Raw genomic sequence first — 17,096 nt, 5'->3', positions numbered from 1 at the left:
TTCACAATATTGGACCGTATTAATTTCTAAAAAGATTGAATTTCTGAAATGCAGATGTATGATGTAACTGTAGAAGTGATACATTCAATTTACAAAGAAAAAGATTAGGGAGTGGAAGACATGGGATTAACAATCGAACAGGTGGATTATTCCTCCAAAATGTATCTGGCAAAGCTTGACGCTTACTGGCGCGCAACGAACTACATCTCCGTAGGCCAGCTTTATTTGAAGGATAATCCGTTGTTAAGAGAACCGCTGAAGGATGCAGACGTTAAAGTGAAGCCGATCGGACACTGGGGAACCATCCCTGGGCAGAACTTTATCTATGCGCACCTGAACCGTGTAATCACTAAATATGATCTCAATATGTTCTATATTGAAGGCCCGGGCCATGGCGGTCAGGTTATGGTTTCGAACTCTTATCTGGACGGAAGCTACACCGAAATCTATCCGCAGATCACTCAGGACATTCCTGGCCTGAAAAAGCTGTTCAAGCAGTTCTCCTTCCCTGGCGGTGTTGCCTCCCATGCTGCTCCTGAAACACCTGGATCGATTCACGAAGGCGGCGAGCTGGGATACTCCCTGTCGCACAGCGTGGGTTCGATTCTCGATAACCCTGATCTGATCTCTGCAGTAGTTGTAGGTGACGGCGAAGCAGAAACCGGCCCTCTGGCCGCTTCCTGGCTGTCCAACCGGTTCATCAACCCGATTACAGACGGTGCTGTATTGCCGATTCTGCATTTGAACGGCTTCAAGATCAGCAACCCGACCATCCTCTCCCGGATGAGCAGAGAAGAATTGACCGCATATTTTGCCGGAAACGGCTGGGAAGCATTCTTCGTAGAAGGCGAGAACCCGGATCTGATGCACCCGGAAATGGCTAAGGTGCTGGACATAATTGTAGAGCGCATTGCCGCCATTCAAAAGAATGCCCGCGAGAATAACGATACTACACGCCCTGTATGGCCGATGCTGGTCTTCCGTACGCCTAAGGGCTGGACGGGTCCAAAAGCATGGGACGGCGTGCCGAATGAAGGCTCCTTCCGTGCCCACCAGGTGCCGATTCCGGTCGATCAGAAGAACATGAAGCATGCTCCGGCATTGCTTGAATGGCTGAACAGCTACAGACCTGAAGAATTGTTCGATGAGAACGGCCGTCTGAACGCGGATCTGGCTGAGCTGCTGCCAACCGGCGACAGACGTATGGGGATGAACCCTGTAACGAATGCCGGCAAGCTGATCAAAGATCTGCACAAGCCGAATTTCCGTAACTACGCCCTGGATAATTCCGTTCCGGGTCAAGTAATTGCACAGGATATGGCCGTACTGGGCAAATACCTGAAAGAGGTTGTAACCCTCAACGAAGAGAACCGCAACTTCCGTATTTTCGGACCGGATGAGACTATGTCTAACCGTCTGGGACCAGTATTCGAAGTGACCAAGCGCCAATGGATGGATGCCATTCAGGAACCGCAGGATGAATTCCTCGCTCCATACGGCCGTGTCATTGACTCCCAGTTGTCTGAGCATCAGGCTGAAGGGATTCTGGAAGGTTATGTCCTGACTGGACGCCACGGATTCTTCGCCAGCTATGAAGCCTTCCTGCGCGTGGTTGATTCGATGATCACCCAGCACTTCAAGTGGCTGCGTAAAGCGACAGATCAGACCTGGAGAGAAGATATTCCTTCCCTGAATGTGATCGCTACATCGACCGTGTTCCAACAGGACCATAATGGCTATACCCACCAGGATCCGGGTCTGCTCGGTCATCTGGCTGACAAGAAGCCTGAATTCATCCGTGAGTATCTGCCGTCTGATGCGAACAGCTTGCTGGCCGTATTCGACACGATCCTGAATGACCGTCAGAAGATCAACCTGATCGTATCCTCCAAGCATCCGCGTCCGCAGTGGTTCTCGGCTGACGAAGCTCAGGAGCTGGTAACTAAAGGCCTCAAGATCATTGACTGGGCCAGCACCGACAAAGGCGGAGAGCCGGATCTCGTGATTGCTTCTTCGGGTACAGAACCAACTATGGAAGCCTTGGCTGCCATCTCGATCCTGCATGAGAAGCTGCCTGAACTGAAGATCCGTTACATCAACGTAGTTGATCTGCTGAAGCTGAGAAGCCAGAAGCTTGATCCGCGCGGCTTGTCTGACGAGGAGTTTGATCAATTTTTCACAAAAGATAAACCGGTCATCTTTGCCTTCCACGGCTATGAAGGCCTAATCAAAGACCTGTTCTTCGACCGCCACAACCATAACCTGCATGTGCACGGCTACCGCGAGAATGGCGACATCACTACACCGTTCGATATGCGCGTACTCAACCAGATGGACCGCTTCGATCTTACGAAGGAAGCTGTGATGAGCCTGCCAAATGCAAGCAAATACCAGGCTATCGCTGACGAGATGGACGCCATCGTGCAGAAGCATCATGCATACATCCGCGAAGAAGGCATCGACCTTCCAGAGGTTGAGAACTGGGTATGGAAGTCTTTGAACTAAGCTCATGATGATAGTGTCATTTCATTAATAATTTAGTAGGCTTCAATCAAGGAGCGCTCCGGTTAGTCATGTTGATGGCTGCGGGGCGCTTTTTTTGTGGTAAATCGTAGATGTATTGGTGACATTAAAAAGATTATGGGGGATTAGTTCTTCTGCATGCTCGCATATGTGGCGGAACAGGAACTTAGAAGAATCGTTCAGGCAGGCATAAGGCATTGAAGAGGCTCTTCTACATTCTAACGGAGACTGAAGGAGTATGAGGATTCATCAACAATGATTCACATAGAGTCTCTATGTGAATCATTGTTAGGTATTACTTTACCCAGACCATATATAAGGTTTGACCATCTACATTCTCTTCATCAGCAAAAACATTGAAAAAGCGTTGATTGGAGTTTAGTGTTTTTTCTCGTATAAGGTTATAAAGTAATGCAAACGCTAATTTAGGGTCACCAGTAATATATCCTTCAAATTCGGTACCTATTTTATTAAAAGCGTCGCCACTATAAACCCATTCTTCTGCTTCACGCATAGTATCGAAATTGATCATTTCTTTAAACCAGCGGATATCTTTTTTGTTTACCCTCTGATTCTCTTCTTTGATGAAGTGAGAAGAGTAGTCATCGGTGTTATGTCCATCGCCCAAGTCAAAGCCTCCTTGTTACAATATATATAATGTAGTATATCTAAATCTTTTCATATTAAGGAACCAAGCATGAAACTGATACTAAACCTCCTGCTCTCGCACTATCAATCTTAAACGTAATACCTATAGTATCACCTGACTCTAGGTGTGAATTCCCACCGAAATTGTTACGGTAAGTTGATATACTCCCATGAAATGAATAATTAGAGGGCTGATTGTGAGGGGCGTAAATATTTGCTCCATTTAAAAAGTGTGTAAGTCCAGAAGCTGTAGTCACACTACCATTCAATGCTGAAACGGTGACTTATGGTCCAAAAGCAGCTATTCCTGCTGGAGTAAGTGACAATCCCCAAGATAAAACCTTGTTAAAGGAATACTACCCAAGTATTTAAGAAAAAGTAATTTTAATTTTATTCATAATAATATCGAACTGCTATTGAAACAGCGAAACAAATTTCAAGGACTCCGATAAGCTCAAATATGAGTATCTATTAGTTGGAGTACATCCGTAGATGGGGCGTTGGTCTCCGGGACCTCCGGCTGCAATGCCCTCTTCCGCTGCCCCGCGGTGAGTACAGGCACCCCACCCCTCCCATTCATCTCCACCATGTGCTTCCAGTAGCGCTTCGGCATCAGTGAGGAGCGCAGCCGGTCGCTCTTGCGCTCCTTGATGCCGATGGCATTGTAGAATCCGGTCCATAAGCGGCGGTACGCTTCCTCCGTCTCATCGGGCTCGGGCGGGGTCCACCCGCTTAACGGCACGATGGCCTCCCGCCCGGGCTCATGAATCAGCGCAGCCCCATGCGTCTGGTCGTAGATCATGAAGCTCTCCCCTTGGAACCGGTCGCAGAAGTGCTCCTGAATCACAGGAAGCACATAGCCCTGCGGCTCAATGACTGCGGCCATGACCGGTCCGTATACAGAGAAGCGGACGAAACCCGTATATAGATGCGCTTCCCGCCGGAGTTGTTGAACGGCCTTCATCAGCCTATTAACAGTATCATCAGCCAGCATATTCATCACCTTGCGGCCATGCCGGAAGCCTAGGTACAGGAAGTTCAGCAGCAGCATTTCCTTATCGGGGGCGCAGCTCCAGAAGCCCAGACGCACCAGCTCCTCGGCTTCGCGGCTGATCCGCAGCGGCAGGGACTTCAGTACCCGCGCTGCCTTCTCCTTGTCGGTCTCAATCCATTTGGCTTCCAGCAACAGGCCTGCTTCACCGCCTTCAGCATGAATCGCCAGCGGAATCTCCTTCCAGGCATAGCTCTCAAATACACAGCACAGCAGACCCCCGAAGCTTCCGTCATAGGTGTACGCCAGTGCGGATGGCTTGAACATCAGGCCTTCGCTCCCTTCTTGAGCAGGTTCCAGCCATCTGCTGCCGGAAGGGCTGACAGGTTGAAGTCGTCGAACAGCGTGAGCTGTTCCACCTTCGGCTGCTGGAGAGCCAGCTGCTCCCCGGACATGAGTGAGCGAAGCAGCGTATGCTCGCTTACCTTCAGCCCCTCCAGCGGCTTGTCCTTACAGGTGATGAAGAACTGGGCACGCTTGAGGACCACTCCCAGCTTCTTCAGCGCATGGAAATCGAGCGATCCGGCCCGTCTGGCCTTTACGATCCGCTGAGCGCTTCTTACGCCGATGCCGGGTACACGCAGCAGCATCTCGTACGGGGCGCGGTTGATCTCAACGGGGAACTGCTCCCGGTGGTTAACGGCCCAGCTGCATTTGGGGTCCAGCAGCGGGTTGAAGTTCGGCACGGCCTCATCCAATAATTCATTCGCCTTGAAGCCGTAGAAGCGCAGGAGCCAATCGGCTTGATAGAGCCGGTGTTCCCGCAGCAGCGGCGGCTTGGTGTCTAGAGCGGGCAGGAGGGAATCCTCTACTACAGGGGTATAGGCGGAGAAGAAGACGCGCTTGAGCGAGTATTTACGGTATAAGCCTTCCGTCAGATTAAGGATCTGGTAATCTGTATCTGGCGTTGCTCCCACGATCATCTGGGTGCTTTGTCCAGCCGGAGCGAAGCGGGGCGCATGATTATACCGGACGATATCGGAGCGGTTCTCCTTGATCCGGTTCGTAATCAGCCCCATCGGCTTCAGGATGGACACCTTGCTCTTATCGGGAGCGAGCCGTCCGAGGCTCTCCTGGGAGGGCAGTTCGATGTTGACGCTCATGCGGTCGGCGAGCAGCCCCAGTCTGGACAGCAGGGCTTCGTCTGCTCCAGGGATAGCTTTTACATGAATATAACCGTTAAAATGATAGACATTGCGAAGCAGCTCAAGTGCGGCGATTAACTGCTCGGTGGTGTAGTCCGGACTGCGCATAATGCCTGAGCTGAGAAATAATCCTTCTATATAATTACGGCGGTAGAATTGCATGGTGATATCTGCGATCTCTTCGGGGGTGAAGGCAGCCCGGCGGATGGGGTTGGACTTGCGGTTAATGCAATAGGCACAATCATATACACAACCGTTGGTCATTAGCACCTTCAGCAGCGAGATACAGCGGCCGTCCGCCGCGAAGCTGTGACAGATGCCCATCGCGGAGGTGTTGCCGAGTGCCCCGGCCTGGCCCTTGCGGTCGGAACCGCTTGATGTGCACGCCACATCGTATTTGGCGGAAGCGGTCAGAATCTCTAGTTTCTCCATTACATCCACGGTCTCAATCCCCCTCATATGTGAGCATTATATACCGAACGTACGTTCTTGTCAAAAGCGTAAACCATCTCCCTGGCCGCCTGCAAAATGTATGCGCATTCCTTCTTGTGCTATAATAGAAATTGATGGTTCATCGAATGAGGAATCATACGGTTATTGAAAATCGGGTTAGGAGTGTTGCTGAAGTGAGAGGATATAACATATGGCGGCCCATCATGCTGATTGCGGTTGCTCTGCTGACAAGACAGTTAGTGACAAGTATTTGCCTTATGTTCGGCATGTCGCAGGAATCGGCAGGCAGTGTAGCCATGCTGGGCATGATTGTTGCTGCACTTATTATGTACAACCGCATGATGAAGGGCCGCCGCCGCAGATAAAATAAATAGAAGATCCGGACGTATCTATTCGAGCGGAGCGGATTGCATAGGAACAGGCTTGAGAGACGCCCGCACAGGTGTCTTTTTATTTTAGCACTGTCTTTTTTACTAAATAAATTTATGCAGACAGGTGTGTATCCCGGCGATCCGGCAAGCGGTGCTTGAATAATATGGCTGGAGCTTATATTCTTAGAAGGATATGCTATATGAAGACCATACAGATTCAAGGTAACGTACATTCCCTTCGGGAGGGCGTTATTTATAGAATCAACCCACAGCATGGGAAATGAACATACAGGAGGAAACCAATTGAGTACACAGAACATTGGAGTGCCGTTAGAGGGTTTTGCAGAATTTAGCCGGACGGTAGCCGCAGAAGGTGCAGTACTGCTTAAGAATGAGGGAAAGGTGCTTCCGCTGGGTAACGGTGAGAGCGTTGCTGTTTTTGGGAGAATACAGGTGAATTATTACCGCAGCGGTACAGGATCGGGCGGTAGCGTTCACGTTGCATATACGACGAATCTGCTGGATGGACTGCGCAGCAAGAAGAACATTAGCGTGAATGAAGAGCTGGCTGCAGCCTACGAGGCCTGGATCGGGCTTAATCCGTTCGATGACGGCGGGAAGGTATGGGCTGCGGAGCCGTGGAACCAGAAGGAAATGCCGCTTACAGATGAGCTGGTCAAACAAGCACGAAGCCAGTCAGCCAAGGCGGTTGTGGTGATTGGACGTACAGCGGGCGAGGATCAGGATAATGCCGATACCGCAGGCAGCTACCGGCTGACGGAAGATGAGAAGGCGATGCTTGTCTCGGTTACGGCTCATTTTGAACAGACGATTGTGGTGCTTAACGTGTCCAACATTATGGATATGAGCTGGGTAAATGACGCTGCTTATGTGAATCCTATCTCTGCTGTGATCTATTCCTGGCATGGCGGTATGGAGGGCGGCCACGCAATCGCCGATGTTCTGGCCGGAGAGGTTACGCCAAGCGGCAAGCTGACGGACACCATCGCGTATTCCATTGAAGATTACCCGTCGACCCGCAACTACGGCAATGAGTTCAAGAACCTGTACGAGGAAGATATCTATGTAGGCTACCGTTATTTCGAAACCTTCTGCCCTGATAAGGTTCAGTATGAATTCGGCTACGGGATCTCTTACACGACCTTCAGGCTGGAGCCGGAGGAAGCGAAGCTGGTGAACCAGGCGGGTGAGCCGCAGATTGAAATCGGCGTTACCGTAACGAATACGGGAGCCGTATATGCCGGTAAAGAAGTAGTGCAGGTGTATTACGAAGCGCCGCAGGGACAGCTGGGTCAACCAGCCAAAGCGCTGGCAGCCTTTGCTAAGACCAAGCTGCTGGAGCCTGGTGAGTCTCAGCACCTTACCGTGACCTTCCCGCTTCATTCCATAGCCTCCTATGATGACGCCGGAGTGACCGGGCATGCTTCCGCTTATGTGCTGGAAGCCGGGACCTACCGTTTCTATGTTGGCACCAGTGTCAAAGCAGTGTCAGCAGTGCTTCTGGATGGACAAGAAGGTTATGTGCTGGAAGAGCTTAAGGTCGTGGAACAGCTGGAAGAAGCGATGGCGCCTACCGAGAGCTTCATGCGGATGAAGCCGGGTTCCCGCAAGGAAGATGGTTCTTATGAGCTGGCCTCCTCTGAGGTGCCAACACGCAAGGTGGATCTGGCGGAGCGGATTGAACGCAATCTGCCGCAGACGCTTGAGCAGACCGGCAATCAGGGATATACCCTGCGAGATGTCCATGACGGAAAAGTCAGCATGAGCACTTTCATTGCCCAGCTAAGCGACCAAGACCTGGCGGCGATTGTCCGGGGCGAAGGGATGAGCAGCCCGCTGGTGACTCCGGGTACGGCTTCGGCCTTCGGGGGCGTTAGCGACAGTCTGTTCAGCTACGGCATTCCGGTTGCAGCTACAGCGGACGGCCCATCCGGTATCCGTATGGACAGTGGAGCGAAGGCTACACAGGTATCGATTGGCACCCTGCTTGCCGCTACATGGAATGCAGAGCTGGTGGAAGCCCTGTATGTCATGGAAGGCCAGGAATTATTGCGCAACCAGGTGGATGCGCTGCTGGGACCGGGGCTGAATATCCGGCGCAGCCCGCTGAACGGGCGTAACTTCGAATATTTCTCCGAAGACCCGCTGATTTCGGGGATATTCGCTGCCGCATGCACACGCGGAATTATGAAGGGCGGCTCTAATGCGACGCTGAAGCATTTTGCCTGCAACAATCAGGAGAAGCACCGCAGTAAGGTCGATGCTGTCGTATCGGAACGCGCGCTTCGTGAGATCTATCTGAAGGGCTTCGAAATCGCAGTCAAGCAGGGCGGAGCTAACTCGATCATGACCTCCTACAATCCGGTAAACGGGCATTGGGCGGCTTCCAACTACGACCTCAACACCACGCTGCTTCGCGGCGAATGGGGCTTCCAGGGGATCGTCATGACCGACTGGTGGGCCATCATGAACGATGTGGTGAACGGCGGACCGGCAGACCGTAAGAATATGAACTGGATGGTCCGTGCCCAGAACGATGTGTACATGGTCGTCAGCAATTACGGGGCGGAAGTGAACGCTTACGATGATAATACGATCGCATCACTGGAGAACGGCACGCTTACCCGCGGGGAGCTTCAGCGCTCGGCGATCAACATCTGTGAGTTCATTATGAAGGCGCCGGTATTCTCCAGAAAGCACGAGATTATTGAAGCGGTTGATACGTTCAAGGCTGATCCGGCTATCGGGGCTGAGCAGGTACAGGTGCTGAACGAGAACGCACAGGTAACGCCTGCGGTGTCCGGTCCGACCTACATTCAGGCAGACGAGGCGGGCCAGTACCGCATTATTGTCAGCATCATGTCTCCTGAGCCAGAGCTTGCACAGAGCGCCTGCAACCTGACTCTGAATGGACAAGCGGTAACCACCATTCAGACGAACGGAACGGAAGGCCGGTGGATCAGACAGAAGCTCGTCAAGGTTGAGCTGGAAGCCGGACGGTATGAGCTGAAGCTGGACTTCGTCAAGCCGGGACTGCAGATTGAATGGATTGAGTTCAAGCAGGTATAGTATCAGCATCATTGTATCAGTAACCATTGATAGCACCAGCATCAAGGCACCCTCCGGGGTGTCTTTTTTTGCAAATATTGAATTTACATGATCCGCCTGATTCCGCATACCCGCAGGGCCGCCGAATAAAATAGAGATAAAACGGCTACTATGAAGGGATGGCAAGAACGATATGCAAATACATGTAGTGCAGCCGGGCCAGACGCTGTATGGCATTGCGCAGGCCTACGGAATCAGCACAGATACGATAACTGAGGCGAATCAGCTCTCTGCGCCGGGAAGGCTGGTGGCAGGGCAGGCGCTGGTAATTCCGATTGCCGGGCAATATTATTGGGTGCAGCCGGGCGACAGCTACTACAGCATCGCCAAGCGGTTCGGCCTGAAGGCAAGCGGGCTGGCGGAGGTGAACGGGCTGACGCTGAATCAGCCGCTACAAGTCGGGCTCCGGTTGTACCTTCCCCCTGGACCCAGGCGGCAGGCGGAAGTGAACGCTTATGTGGAGCCCCGGGGGGAGAGTGTCTCCGAGCCGCTGCAGAATGCTGCGCGTGAGGCTGCTCCTGAGTTGACGTATCTCGCACCGTTCAGCTTCCGGATCAAGCGGGACGGAACGCTGGTACCGCCGCCTCTGGACGGCCTCGCCTCCATTGCCGCAGAGCATCAGGTGACGCTGATGATGGTCGTGACGAATCTGGAGGATGCCCAGTTCAGCTCGGAGCTCGGGCGCATCATTATGAATGATCAGGAGGTCCAGGACCGGCTGCTTGAGAACATCATTGCGGAAGCGAAGCGGCTGAACTTCCGGGATATCCACTTTGATCTGGAGTTTCTCCGGCCGGAGGACCGTGAAGCATACAATACTTTTCTGCGGAAAGCGGCAGAGGTCATTCACAAGGAGGGCTTCCTGTTGTCCACCGCCCTTGCCCCCAAGACTAGCGCGTCACAGGTTGGGGCCTGGTATACCGCGCATGACTACAAGGTCCACGGTGAGGTGGCCGACTTCGTCATTATTATGACGTATGAATGGGGCTACAGCGGGGGACCGGCGATGCCTGTCTCGCCCATCGGGCCTGTCCGTCAGGTGTTGACCTATGCAGCAAGCGAGATGCCAGCCGGTAAAATCATGATGGGCCAGAATCTGTACGGTTATGATTGGACGTTACCTTTTGTAGCGGGCGGGCAATATGCCAAAGCGCTCAGCCCGCAGGCGGCCATTGATCTGGCAAGGAACAGGAATGCGGCCATTCAATATGACTATAGAGCAGAGGCACCGCATTTCAATTACACCGATGACGAGGGGCGGCAGCATAAGGTATGGTTTGAGGATGCCCGCTCGATTCAGGCCAAGTTCGATCTGATCAAGGAGCTCAGGCTGCGGGGCATCAGCTACTGGAAGCTGGGCCTGCCTTTTCCGCAGAATTGGCTGCTGCTTACGGATAACTTCAAGGTGGTTAAAAAATAGACCGGAGACCCGTGAGGCCAGCAAGCGGCGTAAGAAGCTACACACCAAAACGGATGTGCCCATGCGTAATGGCGGCACATCCGTTTTTTTAAATATACGTATTAGCCCATTAAGCCTTTGAGCCCGCCCAGAAAAGGCCGGATTGACTTAATCATATTGTAGCCCATCTTCATTACCGGCATAGCCTTCTGTACCATTCCGAACATGCCCATGAACCGTCCCAGCCCTCCGATACTGGCAGCCCCGCCTCCACCGCCCATCAGCGAGCCGAGTAGAGGCATGAAGCCGGATACCTCTGCTCTGCGAGCAGCTGAAGAGGATTTCCGTTTCGGGTGCGGCCCCTTACGCGTGCTGGGTCTGGACAGAATCACCGCCTCCTGGTTCAGGTCTGTAATCCACCCTACGTAGGAACGCCCATTATGCAAAGTGATGCAGACCGGCTGGCCTTTCAGCTGCTGTGCCCGCTTGCGGAGCTTTGTTGAATTTGCCATTCGTCATTCACCTCACTGTTCTATTTACTTTATTTTACTCAGAACCTGGGGGGCGGCTTGTGCGGGTATGGAGTTCTGCGGATTATTTTTGAACAACCCGGGGCTGTCTTTGGGCGCGGGATAACGTACTATTAGTAGATAGGTGGAATTAACTTATACTAGTCATTCTATGATTAGGGGGAGAATCGTTTGACCGATATCGGGAAGTTAGCGGCGTTCATCTGCGCCCGCAATACAGGAGACCAGCAGTGCGGGTATGTAGGCAGTACGCTGGATGATGTTATGTATGACCTTAGTAATGGTATGGAGGAAGCCAGTCTGGTGCTGTATGAAGGAGAACGTATTACTGGTGCGATTATCCTGGACATCTATGATGTTGGGGGCGGGCAAGAGGATATTGAGGTATGGGGCCCTTATTATTCAGCTCACCCTGAAGAAGAGCTCCAGCTCTTATTCAACTATCTGAGTGAGACCGCTCAAGCTGAAGCTATAAGGTACGTCCATCTTTTTATTAGTGATGATAATACTGCGCTCATTGAATATGTTGCCCGCTATCGGGCCGAGAAAGTGAACACGCACTACCACTACTCGATCGCTATGGCATCAGCGCCTGACAGCCGCCGCCACATGCACCCTGGCTTGTCCCTGCTGCCCATCACAGAACCTGCCTCCAGGTGGACCGGGGAGATTCTCGATCTGCATAATCAGCAATTTCAAGGTGCAATTCTCACCCCGGAGGAGATTACTGCAGAGATAGAAGACAACAGCAATAGTGAATATGACGTTCACGCTGTCCTTAACGAGGGCCTATTCACCGGATACATAATCGTTAGAAAAAATGCGCGGACCGGCACCCTTCATCTGGAGTACCTGTGTACCCGGCCCGAAGAGAGAAGCCGGGGCATAGGCAGGCAACTGATTGCCTGTCTGGCAGAGAAATACAAAGCGCTGGGTTATTCGGGTATCAGTTTGGTTGTCGGTGAAGAGAATACAGCCGCCATCCGCTTCTACGACAAGAACGGGTTCACCAGGGACCGTGTCATGAGGCATATCCTTATCGGGGGCGGGATGTTCTAAAAATATACAAATTGTGAAGATACAAATAGGATTATAGGCACCACAACTCAAGTCATATCTACACTCTAGGCCTCTGCTAAAATCAACAATGAAAGGAGGAGGACAACAATGTACGAATGGAATGAGATGGTTCAGCGCATGATTGACTGGGTGGAGGAGGATCTTGCGGCTTCGCCTACGCTGCTGGAGATGTCGAGACATTTAGGGTATTCGCCGTATTACTGCACCAGGCAATTTCATGCGCTGACCGGGATGACGCTGCGGGACTATGTCTGGCAGCGCCGGATTGGCCGGGCGGCACTGGAGCTTAGGGACACGGATGCGCGAATTCTTGATATTGCCGTGAAGTTCGGATTTTCCTCCCAGGAGGCGTTCACGCGGGCTTTTCTCAGAGCCTTCAAGCTCACTCCACATGCCTACCGCCAGGCTCCACAGCCGATCCCGCTTGCCATTCGTGCCGAGGTGTTCTCTCCTTATCATTATCTGATCAGGGAGCGGGATAGAATGAGAAAGGTACATTTGCAGGAAGCTGAGATTAAGCTTGAGTGGATACCGGCGCATAAGTTTATCGGCATCCGCGATATCGGCTCTAACAATTACGGAGGATTCTGGGAGAATGGGCATGACTGCGATGAGGTCTCCGGAACTCTGGAGAGTATGTCGCACCTTAAGCTTCCTGGTCAACTGGGCCAGACGGCAGGCTGGTTCTATCAGGAGGGGCGCAAAGGCTATCTGTATGGTATCCTTGTCGCGGCTGACTATGACGGGGCGGTTCCGGAGGGCATGGAGTGTTGGGATATCCCGGAATCGGAGTATCTGGTCTTTTTTCATCCGCCCTTTGATTACTTGCAGGATAATGGGCAGGTAATGCGTATCGTTGAAGAAGTGGCCTGGAATTATGATCCTGCGGTTATGGGCTATATGTGGGACGAAGAGGAGAAACAGGATTATCAGCGGCATTTCCCGGAGGGTTACGGGTATGCGGTGCTGCGGCCGGTCCGTAAGTTAGTTTAACTCCGAACAGCAGTCTGGCTTAAGCAAAAGCGTCCGGCGCTTCTGCTTAAGCTGCTGCCTGTTAGGTTACACAACAACGTTACCTTAGGCGAGGCTCAGCACCGTTTGTGCAAGAGTATCTCCCCGGTGCTCCATTGAGGCTATCCGCGTCAGTAATTCCGCCTGCTGCCCGCGTTGCCGGGAGGTCCAGCTGAGTCTGGAGGAGGCGCCTTTCTTTCGGAGGACAGCAGGGTCGGGTAACGCCTCATATAAGTCTTCCAGCAAAGCTGCCATTGCTTCATACAATGCAGCCATCTCTTCCAAGGCTGCCTGTTGTTGCGGGTCATACACCAGCGGCAGAGAGTTGCGCAAGTAGGCGGCGGCGCAGCGGCGGGCATCTGCCAGGGCCATCATGCAGAAGTGATTGACTGATAACCTGCGGCTGAAGGCTTCTTCGTCCGCTGCGGTATACCATGGTTGATCCAGGAGCCCCTCTCTCCATAGCTCCAGCGCTTTGTATCCTACAGCATAAGTGCCGTTGTTGGCTATGGCCTCAGCCTTCATAGATTCCAGCTTAACGCGGAGCGATGCATACAGATTCTCAAGCGCAGACGGGGCTTCTGACTGATCGCTAAGGCGAATCAACCGGTAAGGCCATTGATCCACATGGAGATATCCTTGACTTATCCTCATATGAGCCTGGAATTCAGGATCAACTTCAAGCTCACTGAAGGTCTCATCGTCAAAATAACTGCGGCACAGCAGCACATCCCCCTCCGCCAGATATCCTGTAATGACTCCCCACTCCGGCGCTACCCTGAGGTTAATGGCAAGGGGCAGTCTGCCTTGGCGGATATCTTCCAGAATCGCCAGCTTCTCGGCTGTGCGCTGCTGCGGCTCTAAGCGGTTGGCCCGGTGGGCAATAAGTCCATAAGCCTTACAGGCGGGGATGGAGTAGTCATAGACGACGAGGGCATCTGCAGAACTGTAGTCCCATACCGGTTCAAAAGCCACTCTCCAGCAGGCTCCCGAATAGCCCATCACCTGCTCATAGGTGGTCTCTATGCCTCTGGCGGTAAGAGCGAGCATCATGGCTCCTGCCCAGGAGCAATCCTGACCCTGCCCGAAGCCCAGCCGCGGAATCCCTTCAATGATGCATTGATCCCGGGAGGAGCGGGTCTGATAGAAATGGCAGCGGTCCTGGCTGTAATGAATCTGTTCACCTTCCGCACAGCTTATGGCATGAATACCTTCGGCATTCAGGTAGACCAGCAGCAGGTAGTCCTGACCCCCGCAGTCGACTAGACTGGGAAACAGCTCATGTGTGGCGGTGAACTGAGTCCAGCGGAAATGCTCATAATGCTTCATTTTGTCCGCAACGCTGCGGTGTGCCTGTTCATTCCCATAATGCGCAGCAATAATCTGCAGCTCATTACTGCTTGAGACATATCCGTTCGAATGGATGTCTATCTTAAGCAACTGGTCCTTCAGCACAAAGGTCGAGTACATGCCGTCAGGGGTCTCATAGGTGACAAGCAGCAGCTTCAGGCGGCCGTCATTCCATGAGTGGGGAAAGAGGTGCTCCCCAGGAATTAAGCTTAAGCGGTCTGAGGCTACGAACTGGTTCACAAGCTGGGTAACATCCAGCTCCTGCTGTCCATCCGTATAGATCGCAGAGAGCACCACGAGCTCCTGGGGCAGCAGAATGCTGTCAATCGAGTGATTTAATGCGGCGGATAGCAAGGGAAGTGTGGCTGTTTCCGGCAGAGACTTGCCGGTCTCCCATTTGGATACTGCTTGGGCGCTGACATGGAGCAGTTCCGCTAATTGTTCCTGTGACAAGCCTTTTGTTTTGCGGAGGGTAGCAATCCGTTTACCAACTTTTTCGCTAACGATCATGCGCAATACAACTCCTATAATGGATTCCGACGTCGTAAGTCTATTATAATATCAGCTCTCGAAATAACCCATATACTGGAGTAGGGCACGCAGCATAACAAAATCAACTGTAGGTTGAGGCAAACTATGATGCGCCAGTTAACCCCCTCCCCATGCGGCTATGTTCCTCCTTAACCATAATAAAAAAAAGACTTGTTCTTCTGAAGAATTCATGATATATTACTTCTTGCGTTGCATTGAATGTTTTCTTTGCGGTCATGGCGGAATTGGCAGACGCGCTGGCTTCAGGTGCCAGTGGTAGCAATATCGTGGAGGTTCGAGTCCTCTTGACCGCATAATGGTTTTAACCGTAATGCAAGCGAAGGCCCTTCTTATATGAAGGGTCTTTTTTTTGCTGAGAAATGATTGTATGCGAAAAACCGAACACAATATGCTCTCGCCAAAGCGAGCGGGCCGGATGAGTGCGGAAAACCGAACACAGCCCCCCTTCCACCACGTACCCGTGATCAAAGGGGGCTGCTGTGATACACGCGCTAGATTATCCCTGCCAGAGGTCAGCAATCCGCACCGACTGGCCGGTTTTCATGGAGCGGTTGGCAGCAATGCCGGTCATAATGGACATCGCGCCGTCCTTGTGCGAAGCTGCGCGGTTGAAGCGGTCCTCCTGCTTTTTATCAAAAATATCGCTCAGCAGCACCGGATCGCCGCCGCCATGTCCGCCACTGCTGCTCTCGAACTCCACGCTGTAAGGCTCCTTGAAGTGCGGATAGATCATAATGCTGACACCTTCCAACGCGCCTTCGTTTTCTTTTTTGCCGCCGGAATTGACGTAGGACTGCTCAGTAATCCGCACCTCCATCCGGCCCTGTGTACCATTGAACACGATGATGAAGCCCTCCCACGGCATATATGCGTTAAGCGAATAGTTCATGACAGTCTTGTTCTTGTACTTGACCATGACGTTCATAGTGTCCTCGATGCTGATATTGTCCCCGAACACACTCTGGTCGCGCTGGTACCCGTCCTCGTGCTCGGCATCCAGGTACATGCTCTTCAGGTGTTCATTACGGTCCAGGTGTAGCGCGAACGGGTCGTTCTCGGCAGCCTTGCTGCCGTAGGCACGCTGATAGAACTCGGTAATGCCCCGTTTCTCGGCATTCTCTCTGCCGTAGAAGCGCAGGTCCCCCATGGCAAAAACCGTGTCCGGCTGCGACCCCAGCCAGAAGTTCATCAGGTCGAAGTGATGCGTCGATTTATGCACCAGCAGGCCGCCGCTGTTCCGCTTGTCGCGGTGCCATCTGCGGAAATAGTCCGCTCCATGCTGGGTATTCAGCAGCCACTCGAAGTTCACGGACAGAATTTCGCCCAGCACGCCATCCATAATGACCTCACGAATCTTCGTGTTATGCGGCGCATAGCGGTAGTTGAAGGTTACCCGCAGATTCCGGCCGGTATGCTCAATCGCATCGAAGATCTCCCGGCATTTCTCCTCGTCAATCGTCATCGGCTTCTCGGAAATGACATCACAGCCCAGCTCCATCGCGCGGATGATATACTTGTGATGCGTCCGGTCAATCGTAGTCACCAGCACGAAGTCGGGCCGGGTCTCGGTGATCATCCGGTCGAAGTCTTCTGCCTTGTACGTAGGGACCTCATGGTAATGGTATTTGTCTGTAAGCATATGATTGGCGAAATTCATCCGCGTCTGATTGACATCGCAGAAGGCCACCAGCTCGGAGGTTTCGTTGTAAGCGGTAACAATGGCGCCATAGAAAAATTCAGCCCGGCCGCCGGTGCCGACAAGTGCATATTTCTTTTTGGACAAGGGGATCACTCCATTTACTTGGATTTGATTCTATTTTATAGTATAGAAAATGCAGAAAGTGAACGGTATTT

At 52.4% G+C, this 17,096-nt stretch carries 12 protein-coding genes and 1 tRNA gene; 7 read left to right on the top strand and 6 right to left on the bottom strand.

The features are described from left to right. The first annotated feature begins 120 nt into the window (after positions 1–120). Positions 121–2,505, top strand: coding sequence for a phosphoketolase family protein (locus tag MKX42_RS33155; protein ID WP_340758007.1), 2,385 nt, complete (start codon positions 121–123; stop codon positions 2,503–2,505). Positions 2,506–2,818: 313 nt separating this feature from the next. Here MKX42_RS33155 and MKX42_RS33150 read toward each other — a convergent pair whose 3' ends face one another. The 3 genes from MKX42_RS33150 to MKX42_RS33140 all read right to left on the bottom strand — a co-directional run bounded on the left by MKX42_RS33150 (position 2,819) and on the right by MKX42_RS33140 (position 5,799). Next, a complete protein-coding gene (locus MKX42_RS33150) occupies positions 2,819–3,151 on the bottom strand; it encodes a hypothetical protein (protein ID WP_340758006.1) in 333 nt (110 codons plus the stop codon). A 474-nt stretch (positions 3,152–3,625) separates the two neighbouring features. Next, on the bottom strand, positions 3,626–4,489 hold the full coding sequence (locus tag MKX42_RS33145) for a TIGR03915 family putative DNA repair protein (RefSeq protein WP_340758004.1): 864 nt from the start codon (positions 4,487–4,489) through the stop codon (positions 3,626–3,628). Continuing rightward, on the bottom strand, positions 4,489–5,799 hold the full coding sequence (locus tag MKX42_RS33140) for a putative DNA modification/repair radical SAM protein (RefSeq protein ID WP_340758047.1): 1,311 nt from the start codon (positions 5,797–5,799) through the stop codon (positions 4,489–4,491). Before MKX42_RS33140 ends, MKX42_RS33145 begins: the two co-directional genes overlap by 1 nt. A 194-nt stretch (positions 5,800–5,993) precedes the next feature. Here MKX42_RS33140 and MKX42_RS33135 point away from each other — a divergent pair, with 194 nt between their 5' ends. From MKX42_RS33135 to MKX42_RS33125, 3 genes are all read left to right on the top strand, one after another. Continuing rightward, positions 5,994–6,185 (top strand): hypothetical protein, encoded by a 192-nt coding sequence (locus MKX42_RS33135; protein ID WP_036726332.1) that lies wholly within the window; start codon positions 5,994–5,996, stop codon positions 6,183–6,185. 309 nt (positions 6,186–6,494) lie between these two features. Further along, complete coding sequence (locus tag MKX42_RS33130; protein WP_340758003.1) at positions 6,495–9,281, top strand: glycoside hydrolase family 3 C-terminal domain-containing protein; 2,787 nt, start codon at positions 6,495–6,497, stop codon at positions 9,279–9,281. A gap of 172 nt (positions 9,282–9,453) precedes the next feature. Further along, on the top strand, positions 9,454–10,740 hold the full coding sequence (locus MKX42_RS33125; RefSeq protein ID WP_340758001.1) for a glycoside hydrolase family 18 protein: 1,287 nt from the start codon (positions 9,454–9,456) through the stop codon (positions 10,738–10,740). A gap of 101 nt (positions 10,741–10,841) precedes the next feature. On the opposite strand, the gene MKX42_RS33120 is transcribed toward MKX42_RS33125, so the two are convergent. Further along, the gene (locus MKX42_RS33120; protein WP_340757999.1) at positions 10,842–11,231 is read right to left on the bottom strand and encodes a hypothetical protein; all 390 of its coding nucleotides are present in this window, start codon (positions 11,229–11,231) and stop codon (positions 10,842–10,844) included. A 189-nt stretch (positions 11,232–11,420) separates the two neighbouring features. On the opposite strand from MKX42_RS33120, the gene MKX42_RS33115 reads away from it, so the two are divergent. Both MKX42_RS33115 and MKX42_RS33110 read left to right on the top strand, forming a co-directional pair. Beyond that, positions 11,421–12,308, top strand: coding sequence for a GNAT family N-acetyltransferase (locus MKX42_RS33115; protein WP_340757997.1), 888 nt, complete (start codon positions 11,421–11,423; stop codon positions 12,306–12,308). A 108-nt stretch (positions 12,309–12,416) separates the two neighbouring features. Next, entirely contained in the window at positions 12,417–13,322 is a 906-nt protein-coding gene (locus tag MKX42_RS33110) for an AraC family transcriptional regulator (RefSeq protein ID WP_340757995.1), read from the top strand. 84 nt (positions 13,323–13,406) lie between these two features. Here MKX42_RS33110 and MKX42_RS33105 read toward each other — a convergent pair whose 3' ends face one another. Further along, on the bottom strand, positions 13,407–15,200 hold the full coding sequence (locus tag MKX42_RS33105; RefSeq protein ID WP_340757993.1) for a helix-turn-helix domain-containing protein: 1,794 nt from the start codon (positions 15,198–15,200) through the stop codon (positions 13,407–13,409). 251 nt (positions 15,201–15,451) lie between these two features. On the opposite strand from MKX42_RS33105, the gene MKX42_RS33100 reads away from it, so the two are divergent. Then, positions 15,452–15,535, top strand: a tRNA-Leu gene (locus MKX42_RS33100). Positions 15,536–15,738: 203 nt separating this feature from the next. Here the strand turns inward: MKX42_RS33100 and MKX42_RS33095 are convergent. Next, positions 15,739–17,025 carry a Gfo/Idh/MocA family protein gene (locus MKX42_RS33095; protein WP_340757992.1) on the bottom strand — a complete coding sequence of 429 codons (1,287 nt, stop codon included), beginning with the start codon at positions 17,023–17,025 and terminating at the stop codon, positions 15,739–15,741. Positions 17,026–17,096: the final 71 nt, after the last annotated feature.

Source organism: Paenibacillus sp. FSL R7-0204 (genome assembly GCF_038002225.1).
Taxonomy (GTDB): Bacteria; Bacillota; Bacilli; order Paenibacillales; family Paenibacillaceae; genus Paenibacillus_AQ.
This window is presented reverse-complemented; position numbering and strand designations above follow the sequence as displayed.